Genomic DNA, 15102 nt, shown 5'->3' on the forward strand with positions numbered 1-15102 from the left:
CTCCATTGCCAAACGGGTATTCGTTCCCAGAAGGGGGAGGGTAGAGCCTTTCCGGGCGGAACTGGGGGAGGTAGTGGACCCAGAATCGGGCGAGGTGATCGATATCGCCCTTCTCACCTATTTCAAAGCACCCCGTTCCTACACCAAAGAGGATGTAGTCGAGATAAGTGCTCATGGGAGCCCGGTCGTCCTCCGAGAGATCCTCTCTCTTTTGATTAGGGAGGGGGCACGACTCGCCCAGCCCGGCGAATTCACCTACCGTGCCTTTATAAATGGGAGGCTCGATCTCCTCCAGGCGGAGGCGGTAGCCGACCTCATTTCCGCCACCACGAAGAAACAGGCGAAATCAGCCTTAGCCAAACTATCGGGTGAGCTTTCATCGCGCATAAGAGAGGTGGATGAGCTTATGCTCGATCTCATCGCCCGAGCGGAAGCGTCCCTTGACTTCTCCGAGGAGGAGGATGAATTTATAACCCAGAAGGAGCTTTTGGAAGGGCTTCGTCTTCTTGCTCGTCGGGTAAGGGAACTCAAGGAGGCGATGAGCCGGGGTCGACTTCTCAAGGAGGGGATAGCCCTTGCCATAATCGGGCGCCCCAATGTCGGCAAGTCCAGCATTTTCAATAGGTTAGTCGAAAAGGAGCGGGCGATAGTTACCGAGATCCCCGGCACCACCCGTGATGCCTTGGCGGAGGAGGCGGAGATAGAGGGAATCCCCATAAGGTTTGTCGATACCGCTGGCATTGCCTCTCCCCGCAACCGGCTCGACGAGGAGGGGATGAAGCGCTCTTTGGCTGCCACCTCGGAGGCGAAGCTAATCCTTGCTGTGTTCGATTCCTCCGAGCCCCTCACCCCGGAGGACGAACGTATTCTCTCCCTTCTTAGGGACAAGGAGGCTCTTTTGGTGGTGAACAAGAAAGACCTCCCCCTGGCGCTTGATCTTTCTCGCCTTAAGACCCTCTCTGAGGGGAAGAAGATGGTCCGCACCTCGGCGAAGACCGGTGAGGGGATAGAGGAGTTAAAGCGAGAGATAGCCTCCTTCTTCAGTGAGGGCTTTTCTGGGGATCTCATCCTCGCCGGCTTGAGGGAGCTCGAGATAGTCTCCGATGTGGAGGAGGGGGTAGCTTCTGCCCTTTCGGCAGCGGAGGAGGGGGAGGGAGAGGAGATCGTTCTTGTCGATCTCAAGCAGGCGTTTTCCCGGCTCGGGGAGCTCACCGGGAGGAGCCCGGTGGAGGATGTACTCCATACCATCTTCTCCCGCTTCTGCATCGGGAAGTGAAACGATGACCGCCTTTTCTTCAGAATACGATATCGTGGTAATCGGGGCGGGCCATGCGGGTTGTGAGGCGGCACTCGCCTCTGCTAAGCTTGGTTATGCCACCGCCCTTTTCACCATCAACTTGGAGACAGTCGCCCAGATGTCCTGCAATCCAGCGATAGGGGGACTGGCAAAAGGACAGCTCGTCCGGGAGATAGACGCCCTCGGCGGGGTGATGGGGAAGGTGATCGACGCCACCGGCATCCAGTTCCGCCTTCTCAACAGGAGCAAGGGGGAGGCGGTCCAAGCGCCGAGGGCACAGGCGGACAAGGTGGAATATCGCCTGCTGATGAAGAGGACCCTTGAGGAAGCGGAGAACCTCCATCTATATCAAGCTGAGGTGGCGGAGATACTCGTATCCGGGGGGAAGGTTCTCGGAGTAGCTTTAAAGGACGGAGAGCGGGTAAAGGCAGGGGCGGTCATCGTTACCACCGGCACCTTCCTGAACGGATTAATCCACATTGGGCTCACCTCCTACCCCGCGGGAAGGGCGAATGAACCTCCCTCTTGCGAGCTTTCTCAATCCCTTAAACGGCTCGGGTTTGAGATGGGTAGGCTCAAGACCGGCACTCCTGCCCGGGTGCTCAAGGACAGCATAGACTTCTCCAAATTCGAGCCTCAGGAAGGGGACCCGGATCCCGTTCCCTTCTCCTTTGAGACGGAGAGGATAGATCGTCCCCAGGTCCGCTGTTATCTCGGCCATACCAACCCTGAAGTCCACCGGGTGATAAAGGCGAACCTCGACAAATCCCCTCTTTATTCAGGGAGGATCGTGGGTATCGGTCCCCGGTATTGCCCCTCGATCGAGGACAAGGTGGTCAAGTTCCCGGATAAGGAGCGTCATCAGGTCTTCCTCGAGCCGGAGAGCCTCCATTCGAACGAGATCTATCTCAACGGAGTCTCGACCAGCCTTCCCGTCGCGGTGCAGAGGGAGTTCCTGAGGCGGATCCCTGGGCTGGAAGACCTGGTGATTATGAGGCCGGGATATGCCATAGAGTATGACTTCGTTCAGCCTACTGAGCTTTTCCCTTCGCTCGAGACGAAGCGGGTCTCCGGGCTCTTCTTGGCTGGGCAGATAAACGGGACATCGGGTTACGAGGAGGCGGCAGCACAGGGGCTCATCGCTGGGATAAACGCGGTTCATAAACTCAAGGGGAAACCACCCCTCGTCCTTTCCCGGTCCCAAGCCTACATTGGGGTGTTGATAGATGACCTGGTCACGAAGGGGGTGGATGAGCCCTATCGGATGTTCACCTCCCGGGCGGAATATCGTCTTCTCCTTCGGGCAGACAACGCTGATGCCCGGCTTACCCCAATCGGCTATGAGATCGGTTTGATCTCCGAGGAGCGATACGAACGTTTCAGAAAGAAGCAAGAGCGGATCAAGAGAGCCCTTTTCATTCTCGAGAAGGAAAAGACGAAGGGTGATCATCCCTTGGGAGAGGGGAGGAGTTTCAAAGAGCTCCTGAGGCGTCCCGAGATTAAACTCCTCAAGATTGTCTCAGAGCTTCCCCGGTTTCCTTCGCTGACCGTTGAGGAGATGCGCCGGGTGGAGGCAGAGGTGAAGTACGAGGGGTATTTGAAGAGGCAGGAAAGGGAGTTGGCGCGACTCTCCCGACTTGAGAAGCGGAAGATACCACCAGGTTTTCCTTTTGGAAAGATCCCCGGTCTCTCCCGGGAGGTGGTGGAGAAACTTTCTCGAGTCCGTCCCCTCACTCTTGGTCAGGCAAACCGGATCCCGGGGATCACCCCGGCGGCGATCGCCATTATCGATATCTATTTGGAGAAATGGAGGAAGGATGGTACCCTTCAAAAAGTTGCTGGAGGAAGAGGGAAAGAGGATCGGGCTTGAGCTTCCTCCAGAGGTTTTGGAGAGGAGTGATCGTTATTACCGCCTTCTGGCTGAGTGGAATCAGAAGGTGAGCCTTACCTCGATAGTGAAGGAAGAGGAGGTGGTTCGCTACCATTTCCTGGAGGGCTTTTTCCTCGCCCAATTCCTTCCGGGGAGGGGGAAGATGGTCGATGTGGGAAGTGGGGCTGGTTTCCCTGCTCTTCCTGCGAAGCTTCTCCTTTCTAAAATGGAGCTCATTTTGGTTGAGCCGGTGATGCGGAAGGTATTGTTCTTACGAGAGGTGGTGCGAGCGCTTTCCCTTTCCTCGGTCGAGGTTTTTCGGGGGCGGATGGAGGAATTGTCCCACTTCTATCGCGATTTGCAGGCTGATGTGGTTACCTCCCGTGCTTTGGGACGATATGACGCGTTTTTTTCTTTTTGTCGGCAGGCGCTCTCCCCTTCGGGGCGGGCTATCCTTTTTGTATCCGAGCGAGGGCGTCGCGATCTAAGTTCTTCTACATCGGGTTTTAGCCTCGTTCAAGAGGTTCAACTTCCCACCAGGAGGAGGGGTTTTCTCCTTTTTTTCTCCCCGGGTTAGTGTTTCACGTGAAACTTTTGCTTGTCTCTCATCCCCCTTTTTGTTATCTTAAAAGGGGCAGGTAAGGATCTTCCACACTATGAGATTATGGGAAAGATAATCGCGATCGCTAACCAGAAAGGAGGGGTGGGGAAGACCACCTCGGCGGTGAACCTTTCGGCTGCTCTGGCAGTTGCCGAGCGAAGGACGCTCCTGGTTGACATCGATCCCCAGGCAAATTCCACCTCGGGGCTCGGGTTCACCCCCGATCCTACCCGGAGAAGCATCTACGATGCCCTTCTCCTCCAAGCACCGGTTGAGGAGCTCATCCTCGATACCGAACTTAAGTTCCTAAAGCTTCTCCCATCGGAAAAGGATCTGATAGGGGCGGAGGTAGAACTCCTTTCCCTCGAGAAGCGCGAGTTCATTCTGAAAACGATCTTGGAGAAGGTGCGGTATAACTTCCATTACATCGTTATCGATTGTCCTCCCTCCCTGGGTATCCTCACCATAAACGCTTTGGCTGCCGCCGATTCCCTGCTCATCCCCCTTCAGTGCGAGTATTACGCCTTGGAAGGTTTGTCCGAGCTGATGCGCACCCTAACTCGGGTGAGAGAGGGGCTTAATCCTCACCTGAAGATAGAGGGGATACTATTTACTATGTACGATGAAAGGACCAACCTGTCCCAGCAGGTGATGGAGGAGGTACGGAATTACTTTAAGGGGAAGATATTCAGAACAATTGTCCCCCGCAATGTCCGTCTAGGAGAGGCGCCCAGTTTCGGGAAGCCTATAATCCTCTATGACCTTAAATCGAAGGGAGCAATGGCATATCTCAATTTAGCCAAGGAAATCATCGAAAATGAAAAGGAAGGCATTAGGAAGAGGGCTTGACGCCTTAATCCCGAGGCGGCAGACCGCGGAAGGCGGGAGACCGTTTGAGGTCGATATAGACCTTATCTCTCCCAACCCCTATCAGCCCCGGGATAATTTCGACGAGACGAAAATAGAGGAGCTCGCTCGCTCAATAAGAGCCAATGGAGTGATCCAACCCCTTCTCGTCCGTCCCATCAAGGGAGGATATCAGCTAATCGCTGGAGAACGGAGATGGCGAGCGGCTCAGCTCGCTGGATTACTTAAGGTCCCGGTGGTAATTCGGGAGGTGCCCGACGACAAATTACTCGAGCTCTCCTTGATCGAAAACATCCAGCGGGAGGAATTGAACCCGATAGAGGAGGCAAAGGCTTACCAGCTTTTGGTAGACCAGTTCGGCCTCACCCAGGAGGAGATCGCCAACCGGGTGGGTAAGGATCGTTCTTCGGTTGCCAATTACCTTAGGCTTCTAAAACTCCCTCCGGAGGTGCAGAGTGAGTTGACCCGGGGAAGGGTAACTATGGGACACGCTCGGGCTCTTCTTGGACTTGAGGAGAAAGAGCTCCAACTCGCTTTGCTCACAGAGATAATCAAACGAGATTATTCGGTGAGAGAGACCGAACGGGCGGTGAAAAGGTTAAAACGGGGGGGGAAGAGGAAGAGAGAGTCGATATTCGATCCCTTCATCGCCGAGATCGAAGAACGCCTTTCTCGGACCCTTGCCACCAAGGTGGAGGTGAGGAAGGAGGGGGCGAAGGGGAGGATCGTCGTCCATTTCTACTCCCGGGAGGAGCTCGATCGTATCCTCGATCGACTCCTTTCTTCTGGGGATAATCGCTGATATGTTCAGGTTAAAGGAGGGGAAATGAAGTTCCGAGAGGAGGAGTTTGGAGAAATTGACGCTTTTATCGGGGAGAAGACGGTTATCGAAGGCACCCTTAAATTTGAAGAGACGGTGAGGATAGATGGTAAGGTGAAAGGGAAGGTCGTCTCTCAGCATTCCCTGGTGCTGGGAGAAAAGGGAAAGGTGGAGGGGGAGATCGATGTCGCTGTGGTTTCGATAAGTGGTGAGGTTCGAGGAAAGATAAAGGCTAAGAAGAGGTTGGAGCTTCTTCCTAAGGCGCGGGTTTACGCTGATGTCATCACCCCCTGTCTCCGGATTGAGGAGGGAGCCCTTTTTCAGGGAAGTTGTCAGATGGAACCTCCGCGAGGAGAGGTCTCCATCCCTGGACTTACATTCACCCCCATCAAGAGGGAGAAAGGGGGATAGGGTAACCGCTAACTCCGGAGTCATAATCAGGGAGAGGGTCCTTTGCCGAGGTCAATGGTCAGGGAAGGGGGTTGATAGAGCTGGTGATCTGTTCTATAGTAATAAAGCAAATAGCTTAAGGTAAAGGTGGGAGATGTCGCTCGATTATTCGGTCTTCATCATCATCATTTTGGTATTACTCCTTATGTTTATCCTTGATCATTACCTCTTCAGTCCCCTCGTTGATATCTTGAGAAAGCGGAGGGAGATAGTAACCGAGGCAAGAAAGAAACGGGATGAGACCTTCGCCCGGGTAGAAGAGCTCCTTCGGTGCTATCGAGAGGAGATCGAGCGAGCGGAGGAGGAGGGGAAGGCAGTAAGGGAGGCTTTCCGAAAAGAGGGCGAGCGGATGAAGAGGGAGATAATCGAGCGAGCAAGGGAGAAGGCGGAGGAGATGGTGGCTCGGGCGGAGAGGGAGCTTAGCGAGGAGGTCGCCCGTTCCCAAAGGCTTCTTGCCGTTGAGGGGAAACGGCTTTCCTCTGAATTGGCTGAGAAATTATTAGGGATGAGAGGAAAATAGAATAACGAGGAGGAATTGAAAGGTGTTCCTTCTTGATTGAGGTTGGATGGATGAGTGGATTCTGGCGGTTCCTGTTTGAGGGGGTTAACTTAACCCTCTTTTTATATTTAATTCACCGCTACTTATGGCATCGAGTGAAGGGGTACCTCGACAGAAGGGTAGCGAGGATGGAGGAGGAGCAGGAAGAGGCGGAGCTCGAGCTCGAGGGGGTTGCTGCTGAGCTTGAGGAGGCGAGAGCCCTTCTCACCCAAGCCACCTCGGAGGCGGCGGAGATAGTGGAATCGGCTCGCGAGGAGGGGAAGAGGATCTTGGAGGAGACAATTCATCAAGCGGAGGAAGAGGCGGAGAAGATCCTCTCTTCTGCAGAACGGAGGATAGAGCGGATGTCCCTTGAGGCAAGGGTTGAACTTCGCACCTTCTTCGCCGAATTTGTGTTCAGGGAAACGGAGAGGAGGTTAAAGGGGAGATTGAGTCCGAAGGAGGATAGATATCTATTCTCCTCCTTCCTCAACAGGATGAAAGAGGAGAGGGATGTTCTCAAGGCGGCAAGCTAAGGAGTTCGCCCTTGCTCTTATCCCCTTGGCTGAGGAGAGGGGGGTTGGGGAAAGGGTTGTTTCGGAGCTTTTATTCTTCTCCAAGCTTATCCAAAGAGAAGAGAAATTAAGGCGCTTTCTCGCTCATCCTGAGGTTATTTCCGATGAAAAGAGACGAATAGTAGGGGAATTGGCTAAAAAACTTTCTTTTTCTCCTATTTCCATCGCTTTTCTCAACCTCCTCATCCGGAAGAGGAGGGCGCATCAGCTTCCGCTCATCGCTGAGGTATATGCCGAGCTCCTCGATGAGAAGCGAGGAGTGGCGAGGTCTAAGGTGATAAGTGCCAGGAGGCTTACCAAGGAAGAGCGGGAACAGCTTTGCCTCCTGTTAGAGGAGGGTTTAGGGAAGAAGGTTAAGCTTGAGGCGAAGATAGACCCCTCCCTCATAGGGGGGGTGATGGTTATGGTTCGAGGTCTCCTTATTGATGGAAGTTTAAGGGGACAGCTTAATAGGATAAAGGAGAAACTGCTAAGGGGGGATATAAGTGAAGCTGAACGCAGATGAGCTATCAGAGTTACTCAAGAAGGAGCTTGCTTCCTACGAGATGAAGCTTGACATCTCGGAGGTGGGCACGGTTATAGCAAGTAGTGACGGGATCGCCCGAGTTTATGGGTTGGAGCGGGTGATGGCAGGAGAGCTGGTTAAGTTTCCTCAAGATGTTACCGGTATCGTCTTCAACCTCGAAGAGGATGAGGTGGGGGTGGTCATTCTTGGTGACCCAACCGCGGTGAAGGAGGGGGATATCGTCCGTCGTACGGGACGCCCGGTGGAGGTGCCGGTTGGGGAGCCCCTTCTTGGCAGGGTGGTCGATGCACTGGGTCATCCCCTCGATGGACGGGGCGCGATAAAGGCAAAGGAGTATCTCCCGGTGGAGCGAAGGGCTCCGGGGATCATAGATCGCCAGCCAGTCCATCAGCCCTTGATAACTGGGATCAAGGCGATAGATTCGATGATCCCAATAGGAAGGGGACAGAGGGAACTCATTCTTGGCGATCGGGGTATCGGCAAGACGGCGATAGTTATCGACACCATAATAAGTCAGAAGGGGGAGGATATCTTCTGCATCTATGTGGCGATAGGGCAGAAACGAGCCGATATTGCCCGTATCGTCAAGGTATTAAGGGAGGCTGGGGCGATGTCCTACACGACGGTGGTTGTTGCTTCGGCAGCGGATCCCGCCTCCTTCCGTTACCTTGCACCTTATGCCGGTTGTTCTATGGGGGAATACTTCCGAGATAAGGGTAAAGATGCCCTGGTGATCTATGATGATCTGACAAAACATGCCCAAGCCTATCGTGAGCTCACCCTCCTTCTCAGGCGTCCTCCGGGGAGGGAGGCTTATCCGGGCGATATCTTCTATCTTCACTCCCGTCTCCTCGAGCGGGCAGCTAAGCTCTCTGAAGAGAAAGGAGGAGGTTCTCTTACCGCCATTCCTATTGTGGAGACCCAGGAGGGGGATATCTCCGCCTACATCCCCACAAATGTGATCTCCATCACCGACGGACAGATATATTTGGAAACAGAGCTCTTCTATGAAGGGATAAGGCCAGCGATAAATGTTGGGCTATCCGTATCCCGGGTTGGCGGTGCAGCTCAGATAAAGGCAATGAAGCAGGTGGGGGGAAGGTTGCGCCTCACCTTAGCCCAGTATCGGGAGATGGAGGCGTTTGCCAAGCTTGGCGCTGAGTTACACATATCCACCCAGCTTCAGCTTACCCGGGGAAGGAGGCTTGTGGAGTTGTTGAAACAGGACCAGTACAATCCCATCCCGGTGGAGAAGCAGGTAGCACTCCTTTATGCGGGGATAAACGGCTATCTTGACGACCTGCCCCCCTCTGAGGTCGCCCTCTTCGAGCGGGAATTTCTCCAATTTCTGGAAACCGAGGGAAAAGAATTTCTTCGGAGTTTATCGGAGAAAAAGGAGCTCACCCCCACCATTAAGGGGAAGTTGGATAAGCTCCTCGAGGAGTTCAAAGGAGAGTTTGTAAAGAAGCATAAGGTGGTCTCCGATGTCGAAGCTACTCGCTTACCGAAGAAGGCTGAGGAGTATTAGGCATACTCAGCATATTACCAAAGCGATGCAGATACTTGCTGGCTCTCGCCTCTCCTCCCTCACCAAGAGGTTGGAGAGTATTCGTCCCTACGCCCGGGAACTTTCGCGAACGGTAAGCCGGCTTGCAGCAATGGTACCCCCGTTTCATCCTCTGCTTATTGAGAGGAAAAAGAAGAAAATATGTCTTGTTATAATCACCTCAGATAGGGGGTTATGCGGAGCGTTTAACCATAATGTGATAAGGAGGGCTCTCTCCTTCATCGAGGAGGAGCATAAAGGTGAAGTGCCTCTTCTTATTATTGTGGGGAAAAGGGGGTGGAGTTATTTTCGGAATCGAGAGTATGTAGTGCAAGAGAAATTTCTCGATATATTCCGCCATCTCCACCGAGGGCAGGCAGAGGTTATTCTCAAAAACACCCTCCCCTTATATCTCGCTGGGGAGGTTGATGCAGTCTATCTCCTCTTCAATTCCTTCCGCTCGATGTTGGTTCAACCGACCGTGGTGGAGAGGCTACTTCCCCTACCGCGAGCAAAGGGGGTTTCGCTTCCTGGGGAATATCTCTTCGAGCCGACGCTGGAATCCACCCTTCCCCAGCTTTTTCTTCATTATCTCGAGGTGGAGCTTTACCGAGCATTGGTAGAATCGTTAGTCGCGGAACAGGCGGCACGGTTGGTGGCGATGGAAGAGGCAACGAGGAACGCAGGGGAGATGATCCACAATCTCACCCTTACGCTCAACAAATTGCGTCAGGCAACCATCACCGAGGAATTGGTGGAGGTGGTGAGTGGTGCCGAGGCGCTTCGTAAGATAGAGGGAGAAGATTAAGAATGAAAAGGGAAAAGGGACTGATAGTTCAAGTGATGGGACCAGTGGTTGATGTTCAGTTTCCTTCGGGACATCTCCCTCCCATCTACAACGCCCTCGAGGTGGCATTTAAGGAAAAGGGAAGGGAGCGGCTTGTCCTGGAGGTGGCACAGCACATTGGGGAGGAAAGGGTGAGGGCGATAGCCCTCGCTCCTACTGAGGGTCTTGTTCGGGGGATGGAGGTGAGTGATACTGGAGGACCGATCACCGTTCCTGTGGGTCCCGCTACCTTGGGGCGGATGCTCAATGTGCTTGGGGAGCCGATAGACGGCTTAGGACCGATAGAGACGAAGGAGAGGTGGCCCATCCATCGTCCTGCACCAGAACTCACTGAAGAGGAGACGGAGATCCAAGTGGTGGAGACGGGGATCAAGGTTCTCGATCTCCTCGAGCCCTATGCCCGTGGTGGGAAAACGGGGCTTTTTGGAGGTGCTGGAGTGGGGAAGACGGTGCTCATTATGGAGCTAATCCACAACATCGCCATAGAGCATGGAGGCTATTCCATTTTTGCCGGGGTTGGCGAGCGGACGCGCGAGGGTAATGAGCTTTGGCTCGAGATGAAGGAAGCAGGGGTTCTCGAGAAAACGGTGCTCATCTATGGACAGATGGGGGAACCACCTGGAGCAAGATTAAGGGTGGCGTTGACCGCTCTCACCATTGCTGAGTACTTCCGGGATGTGGAGGGTAAGGATGTCCTTCTTTTCATCGATAATATCTTCCGTTTTTCCCAGGCAGGTTCCGAGGTTTCAGCACTCCTTGGAAGGATGCCCTCGGCAGTGGGCTACCAGCCTACCTTAGCCACCGAGATGGGAGAACTCCAGGAAAGGATCACCTCTACTAAACAGGGGTCGATAACCTCAGTTCAGGCGATATATGTTCCTGCTGATGACCTCACCGACCCTGCTCCCGCTACTACCTTCTCCCATTTAGACAATATCACCACCCTTTCCCGCTCCTTAGCTGAGCTGGGGATATATCCCGCGGTCGATCCGCTTGCTTCCTCTTCAAAAGTGCTCGACCCCCGGATAGTGGGGGAGGAACATTATAAGGTGGCGAGGAAGGTACAGGAGATACTTCAACGGTATCAAGAACTTCAGGATATTATCGCCATCCTTGGGGTGGAGGAGCTCTCCGAGGAGGACAAGGTGATAGTAGCCCGGGCGCGCCGTATCCAGCGGTTCCTCTCCCAACCCTTCTTCGTTGCCGAACGATTCACCGGCACTAAGGGGAAGTATGTGAAGCTCGAGGATACCATCCGCGGCTTTAAGGAGATTGCCGAGGGAAGGTATGACCATATCCCGGAGCAGGCGTTTTATATGGTGGGAACGATCGAGGAGGTTCTCGCCAAGGCAGAACAGCTTAAAGGAAGGGAGATCGCCTGATCGATGGGAGAGGAAGGGACGATAAGGCTCAAGATCCTTACTCCCGATGCCAGCTGTCTCGAAGAGGAGGTAAGCGGGGTGATGGTGCCGGGGGAGGAGGGATATTTTGGTGTCCTTCCGGGCCATATTCCTCTTTTCAGTCGAGTAAAGCCGGGTCGCCTCACTTATTGGATGGGCAAAAGTATCAGACACTTTGCAGTAGGAGGAGGCTATGCTGAGGTGCTTCCCAATGCGGTAACCATCTTTGTCGATGTGGCAGAGCCGGGGGAGAGGATCGATAGAAAGAGGGCAGAGCTCGAATTACATCGGGCAGAGGAGATCCTTCTCCGAGAGAAGGATGAGGAAAAGAGAAGGAGGGCAGAGTATTCTCGGGCGAAGGCGCTTGCCCGGCTTGAAGTGGCAAAGTTGGTTAAAGGAGGCTAATCACGGATGAGGGCGAAAGGGGAAAGTGCTGAGGAGACGATCGACGATATACTATGGGGCAAGCTTAAACTGATCCAGACGAAGGAGGGGTATCGGTTCTCGGTCGATGCTCTTATCTTAGCCGATTTCGTCGAGGTAAAGGCGCGGGATAAGGTGATCGATCTTGGAACCGGGAATGGCGTCATACCTTTGCTCCTGGCAGTTAAGAAGAATCCCGCCTATATATTGGGGGTAGAGATCCAACCGAGGCTTTCCTCGCTTGCCAGGCGGAATGTGATCCTTAACAAGATGGAAGGCAAGGTGGAGATAAAAACGGGGGACTTCCGCGAGCTCGAACTGGGAAAGAGGTTTGAAGTAGTAGTCTCCAATCCACCCTATCTCCGTTCGGGGGCGGGAAGGACGAGCCCGGAACCGGAGCGGGCGATAGCAAGAAGCGAGATCTACTGTACTCTACCCCAACTCATTGCCGCTGCCAGCCGTTTCCTTGCTCCGGAAGGGCGGTTTTATCTTATTTTCCCTGCTAAGAGGTTGTTTGAACTTATGCTCGAGTTAAGGCATCAGGGGTTCGCTCCGGTGAAGATGCGGTTGGTCCATTCGAAGCCGAAGTTACCAGCCACTTTGGTTCTCCTCGATGCGAGAAAGAGGCCAAAACCTGAGCTTTCCATCCTTCCTCCGCTCGTTATATACAATGAGGATGGAAGTTACACTAAGGAGATGAACCGTATCTTCAGCCCTTGATCCCTTCTTTGCTTGACAGTTTTCACTCCTTCTGTTATTTTTCTACCTTTGAAGGGTGAGATATGTTGGAGAATCTTAAGAACCTTTTTCGGTATCGGGTATTGGTGCTGAGTCTCGTTTCCCGGGAGCTAAAGGCGCGGTATCGGGGCTCGGTACTTGGTTTTTTCTGGTCGCTTCTCAATCCGCTTCTTCTCCTCCTCGTTTACAGCTTCGTTTTCTCGGTCGTCTTCCATCCAGCAAGGGCTGAAGGGATCGATCCTTATGCTCTCTTTCTCTTCTGTGGTATACTTCCCTGGACCTGGTTTTCCTCCTCCCTTCTTGAATCAGCGACGGTGCTAATAAACAACGGCAATCTGATAAAAAAGGTCCTCTTTCCTGCCGAGGTTTTCCCTGTGGTTTCGGTGCTTACCAATCTGGTTCATTTCCTGCTGGCGCTTCCGGTGCTTATCTTCTTCCTCATCTATTACCACAAACCGTTTACCATCTATTGGCTTTTCTTTCCCCTTATCGTCTTCGTTCAGCTCGTCTTCACCTTAGGGCTTTCCCTTTTTATCTCTTCATTGAGCGTCCATTTCCGCGATATACGGGATCTGCTCGGCAACCTCGTCACCCTTTGGTTCTTCACCACCCCTATCATCTACCCGGCAAAGTGGTTGCCGGCAAAACTCCGCTTCCTCCTCGATTTCAATCCGATGACCCATATTATGGTGAGCTACCAGCGGACGCTGTTTCAGGGGGCGATGTTACCTTGGAAGAAGATGTTGGTGACCTTCCTCGTTTCCCTTTTGGTATTTTATGTGGGCTACTTCGTCTTTGACCGGCTGAGAGATAGCTTTGCCGAGGAGGTGTAGGATGGAGGATGCGGCAATAATCGTAGAGGATCTCACCAAGTATTACCGGAAGTATTCCCGTCGCCATCAATTTCAGACCTTAAAGAGCGCTATTGTCCGGGGGAGCATCTTCCGGGAGTTAAAACCGGCGGAGCGGATACTCGCCTTAGAGGATGTCAGTTTCACCGTCCCTAAGGGGAAGACGGTGGGGATCATCGGAAGCAACGGGGCAGGAAAGAGCACCTTACTCAAGATAATCGCCGGTACGCTCAAGCCCACCTCGGGAAGGGTGGAGGTACGGGGTCGAGTTTCTGCCCTTATCGAGCTTGGAGCTGGTTTTCATCCTGAGATATCGGGAAGAGAAAATACCTACATCAATGGGATAATGCTCGGCTTGAGCAAAAAGGAGATAGATAGGAAGTTCGATGAGATCGTTCGCTTCGCTGAGCTGGAAGATTTCATCGACCAGCCGCTTAAAACCTACTCCTCGGGGATGTACTTGAGGCTTGGCTTCGCCATTGCCATTAATGTCGATCCCGATGTTCTTCTCGTCGATGAGGTGATCGCGGTGGGGGATGAGTCCTTTTCCCGGAAATGCGTCGATAAGTTCAATGAGTTCCGCTGGCGGAAGAAGACCATTCTCCTCGTTACCCACTCCTTGGGTATGGTGACCAAGCTCTGCGATCAGGCGATCTGGCTCGATCGAGGGAGGATAAAGAGGATGGGGGATCCCCAGATGGTGGTCGATGCCTACCTCGCCGAGGTGGCAATGAAGGAAGAGGAAGAGCTTATTCGCCTTCACGGTGAGGCGGCGAAGGAGGTTATAAGGAGGAAGAGGCAGGGGCTGGAGACCGATTTTGGGATGAGCCGTTGGGGCTCTCGAGAGGTGGAGATAGAGAAGGTGCGTCTGCTCGATTTTAAGGGTAAGGAACGCCATGTCTTTGTCTCTGGGGAGCCTATGGTGATCGAAATGGAGGTCTCCGCCCAAAAGAAGATAAAGGACTTCGTCTTTGGAGTAGGGATATTCAACGCCGAAGGGGTTTCCTGTTATGGTACAAATACCTATATCGAGAACTTCCAGCCGAGATCGCTTGGTCGGAGGGCAAAGGTGAGGTTCATTATCGATAAATTGAACCTGATCGAAGGAACCTATTATCTCGATGTCGCTGTCCACAAGGAGAACGGCTTCCCCTACGATTACCACCGACATCTCTACACCATAAGGGTCAATTCCCGGCTTAAGGATATCGGCATCTTTCGCCCAGACCATCGTTGGGAGTTTGAGGGCGATCTTACCATCGAGCGTAGAGGGCGATGAAGGAGAAGATACTCCCCCTTCCTGAGCTCATTCCCGTTCTTCAAGATGAGAGGAAGAAGGGGAGAAGTGTAGTTTTTACCAATGGTTGCTTCGATATTATCCACCCAGGGCATATTCGTTTCTTGACTCAAGCCAAATCGCTCGGTGATATATTGGTGATCGGGGTCAACTCCGATCCTTCAATAAGGAGGATAAAAGGAGAAGAAAGGCCGATAATCCCTCTTACCGAACGGCTTGAGCTCCTTTCCGCCTTCTACTTCGTTGATTACCTTACCCCCTTCGATGAGGACACCCCGGAACGGGTCATCACCGCCATAAAGCCCGATGTTCTGGTGAAAGGGGGAGATTGGCGAAAGGAGGAGATAGTTGGCGCTTCCTTCGTCGAATCCTATGGTGGGCGGGTGTACTCCCTTCCCTATCATTCCGGCTACTCAACCACTGCTATTATCGAACGTATCCTCTCTTCGGGCTGAG

Annotated in this window: 17 protein-coding genes; all 17 read left to right on the forward strand. The window is 53.3% G+C overall.

The window, feature by feature from the left end; genetic code table 11:
• The coding region (mnmE, locus tag J7L64_07170) for a tRNA uridine-5-carboxymethylaminomethyl(34) synthesis GTPase MnmE (GenBank protein ID MCD6452121.1) at positions 1-1276 on the forward strand (1276 nt) is incomplete at its 5' end.
• A gap of 4 nt (positions 1277-1280) precedes the next feature.
• Complete coding sequence (gene mnmG / locus J7L64_07175) at positions 1281-3167, forward strand: tRNA uridine-5-carboxymethylaminomethyl(34) synthesis enzyme MnmG (protein MCD6452122.1); 1887 nt, start codon at positions 1281-1283, stop codon at positions 3165-3167.
• The gene (gene rsmG / locus J7L64_07180) at positions 3115-3744 is read left to right on the forward strand and encodes a 16S rRNA (guanine(527)-N(7))-methyltransferase RsmG (protein ID MCD6452123.1); all 630 of its coding nucleotides are present in this window, start codon (positions 3115-3117) and stop codon (positions 3742-3744) included. The genes mnmG and rsmG overlap by 53 nt, the downstream gene beginning before the upstream one ends.
• Before the next feature lie 87 nt (positions 3745-3831).
• Positions 3832-4617 (forward strand): ParA family protein, encoded by a 786-nt coding sequence (locus J7L64_07185; GenBank protein ID MCD6452124.1) that lies wholly within the window; start codon positions 3832-3834, stop codon positions 4615-4617.
• Positions 4586-5437: a ParB/RepB/Spo0J family partition protein gene (locus tag J7L64_07190; GenBank protein MCD6452125.1), complete on the forward strand. Its 852-nt coding sequence runs from the start codon at positions 4586-4588 to the stop codon at positions 5435-5437. Before J7L64_07185 ends, J7L64_07190 begins: the two co-directional genes overlap by 32 nt.
• Before the next feature lie 24 nt (positions 5438-5461).
• On the forward strand, positions 5462-5866 hold the full coding sequence (locus J7L64_07195; protein ID MCD6452126.1) for a polymer-forming cytoskeletal protein: 405 nt from the start codon (positions 5462-5464) through the stop codon (positions 5864-5866).
• A 133-nt stretch (positions 5867-5999) separates the two neighbouring features.
• On the forward strand, positions 6000-6425 hold the full coding sequence (locus J7L64_07200; protein MCD6452127.1) for an ATP synthase F0 subunit B: 426 nt from the start codon (positions 6000-6002) through the stop codon (positions 6423-6425).
• A 50-nt stretch (positions 6426-6475) separates the two neighbouring features.
• Positions 6476-6979 (forward strand): F0F1 ATP synthase subunit B, encoded by a 504-nt coding sequence (atpF, locus tag J7L64_07205; GenBank protein MCD6452128.1) that lies wholly within the window; start codon positions 6476-6478, stop codon positions 6977-6979.
• On the forward strand, positions 6957-7523 hold the full coding sequence (gene atpH / locus J7L64_07210) for an ATP synthase F1 subunit delta (protein MCD6452129.1): 567 nt from the start codon (positions 6957-6959) through the stop codon (positions 7521-7523). Before atpF ends, atpH begins: the two co-directional genes overlap by 23 nt.
• The gene (locus tag J7L64_07215; GenBank protein MCD6452130.1) at positions 7504-9072 is read left to right on the forward strand and encodes a F0F1 ATP synthase subunit alpha; all 1569 of its coding nucleotides are present in this window, start codon (positions 7504-7506) and stop codon (positions 9070-9072) included. Before atpH ends, J7L64_07215 begins: the two co-directional genes overlap by 20 nt.
• The gene (gene atpG / locus J7L64_07220) at positions 9029-9898 is read left to right on the forward strand and encodes an ATP synthase F1 subunit gamma (protein ID MCD6452131.1); all 870 of its coding nucleotides are present in this window, start codon (positions 9029-9031) and stop codon (positions 9896-9898) included. The genes J7L64_07215 and atpG overlap by 44 nt, the downstream gene beginning before the upstream one ends.
• 2 nt (positions 9899-9900) lie before the next feature.
• A complete protein-coding gene (gene atpD / locus J7L64_07225; protein ID MCD6452132.1) occupies positions 9901-11319 on the forward strand; it encodes a F0F1 ATP synthase subunit beta in 1419 nt (472 codons plus the stop codon).
• A 3-nt stretch (positions 11320-11322) separates the two neighbouring features.
• On the forward strand, positions 11323-11742 hold the full coding sequence (gene atpC, locus J7L64_07230) for an ATP synthase F1 subunit epsilon (GenBank protein MCD6452133.1): 420 nt from the start codon (positions 11323-11325) through the stop codon (positions 11740-11742).
• 6 nt (positions 11743-11748) lie between these two features.
• The gene (locus J7L64_07235; protein ID MCD6452134.1) at positions 11749-12480 is read left to right on the forward strand and encodes a tRNA1(Val) (adenine(37)-N6)-methyltransferase; all 732 of its coding nucleotides are present in this window, start codon (positions 11749-11751) and stop codon (positions 12478-12480) included.
• A 62-nt stretch (positions 12481-12542) separates the two neighbouring features.
• Positions 12543-13331 (forward strand): ABC transporter permease, encoded by a 789-nt coding sequence (locus J7L64_07240; protein ID MCD6452135.1) that lies wholly within the window; start codon positions 12543-12545, stop codon positions 13329-13331.
• A 1-nt stretch (position 13332) separates the two neighbouring features.
• On the forward strand, positions 13333-14628 hold the full coding sequence (locus J7L64_07245) for an ABC transporter ATP-binding protein (protein MCD6452136.1): 1296 nt from the start codon (positions 13333-13335) through the stop codon (positions 14626-14628).
• A complete protein-coding gene (rfaE2, locus tag J7L64_07250) occupies positions 14625-15101 on the forward strand; it encodes a D-glycero-beta-D-manno-heptose 1-phosphate adenylyltransferase (protein MCD6452137.1) in 477 nt (158 codons plus the stop codon). The genes J7L64_07245 and rfaE2 overlap by 4 nt, the downstream gene beginning before the upstream one ends.
• Position 15102: the final 1 nt, after the last annotated feature.

This window comes from Acidobacteriota bacterium, from assembly GCA_021161905.1.
Classification (GTDB): Bacteria; Acidobacteriota; B3-B38; order Guanabaribacteriales; family JAGGZT01; genus JAGGZT01.

Excerpts from the sequence above, each read along its gene's own strand:
- rfaE2 (MCD6452137.1), top strand. The coding sequence starts at position 14,625 with ATGAAGGAGAAGATACTCCCCCTTCCTGAGCTCATTCCCGTTCTTCAA.
- J7L64_07190 (MCD6452125.1), top strand. The coding sequence starts at position 4,586 with ATGAAAAGGAAGGCATTAGGAAGAGGGCTTGACGCCTTAATCCCGAGG.
- atpC (MCD6452133.1), top strand. The coding sequence starts at position 11,323 with ATGGGAGAGGAAGGGACGATAAGGCTCAAGATCCTTACTCCCGATGCC.
- atpF (MCD6452128.1), top strand. The coding sequence starts at position 6,476 with ATGAGTGGATTCTGGCGGTTCCTGTTTGAGGGGGTTAACTTAACCCTC.
- atpG (MCD6452131.1), top strand. The coding sequence starts at position 9,029 with ATGTCGAAGCTACTCGCTTACCGAAGAAGGCTGAGGAGTATTAGGCAT.
- J7L64_07240 (MCD6452135.1), top strand. The coding sequence starts at position 12,543 with ATGTTGGAGAATCTTAAGAACCTTTTTCGGTATCGGGTATTGGTGCTG.
- J7L64_07185 (MCD6452124.1), top strand. The coding sequence starts at position 3,832 with ATGGGAAAGATAATCGCGATCGCTAACCAGAAAGGAGGGGTGGGGAAG.
- mnmG (MCD6452122.1), top strand. The coding sequence starts at position 1,281 with ATGACCGCCTTTTCTTCAGAATACGATATCGTGGTAATCGGGGCGGGC.
- J7L64_07200 (MCD6452127.1), top strand. The coding sequence starts at position 6,000 with ATGTCGCTCGATTATTCGGTCTTCATCATCATCATTTTGGTATTACTC.
- atpH (MCD6452129.1), top strand. The coding sequence starts at position 6,957 with ATGTTCTCAAGGCGGCAAGCTAAGGAGTTCGCCCTTGCTCTTATCCCC.
- rsmG (MCD6452123.1), top strand. The coding sequence starts at position 3,115 with ATGGTACCCTTCAAAAAGTTGCTGGAGGAAGAGGGAAAGAGGATCGGG.
- J7L64_07235 (MCD6452134.1), top strand. The coding sequence starts at position 11,749 with ATGAGGGCGAAAGGGGAAAGTGCTGAGGAGACGATCGACGATATACTA.
- J7L64_07195 (MCD6452126.1), top strand. The coding sequence starts at position 5,462 with ATGAAGTTCCGAGAGGAGGAGTTTGGAGAAATTGACGCTTTTATCGGG.
- atpD (MCD6452132.1), top strand. The coding sequence starts at position 9,901 with ATGAAAAGGGAAAAGGGACTGATAGTTCAAGTGATGGGACCAGTGGTT.
- J7L64_07245 (MCD6452136.1), top strand. The coding sequence starts at position 13,333 with ATGGAGGATGCGGCAATAATCGTAGAGGATCTCACCAAGTATTACCGG.